The organism is Algoriphagus sp. (assembly GCF_024305035.1).
In the GTDB taxonomy this organism is placed as follows: domain Bacteria; phylum Bacteroidota; class Bacteroidia; order Cytophagales; family Cyclobacteriaceae; genus Algoriphagus.
The window spans coordinates 20,332-20,772 of the sequence record NZ_JAMWZB010000046.1; the positions used below are offsets into that span (position 1 = coordinate 20,332).

The following is a 441-nucleotide window of genomic DNA, read 5'->3' on the forward strand; positions in this document are numbered from 1 at the left end:
TAATTACGCAAGTCCGGCAAGCCTCAAATACCGAATCCACAGAAACTAGGATTGAAACCTATTGAGGCAAATAAAAAAAAACTATGAAATCACGCCTCAAATACCGAATCCACAGAAACTAGGATTGAAACAGTTTATTTCTAAACTACTGATTAGGTAGTGTAGTACCTCAAATACCGAATCCACAGAAACTAGGATTGAAACGCTTTTACGAGTTTAATTGAAGCCATTAAAAAAGGACCTCAAATACCGAATCCACAGAAACTAGGATTGAAACCCACATAAATTCATCAAAAAAAGAAAAAAGGCTTTACCTCAAATACCGAATCCACAGAAACTAGGATTGAAACAAATTGATTGCCAAAGAATTGAATATTCCTGTCATTCCTCAAATACCGAATCCACAGAAACTAGGATTGAAACTCACGCCTAGAATCGTAT

At 35.8% G+C, this 441-nt stretch carries 1 CRISPR repeat array.

The features are described from left to right. The first annotated feature begins 21 nt into the window (after positions 1–21). Positions 22–423: direct repeats of the CRISPR family, unit length 37 nt; unit sequence CCTCAAATACCGAATCCACAGAAACTAGGATTGAAAC. Positions 424–441 lie beyond the last annotated feature (18 nt).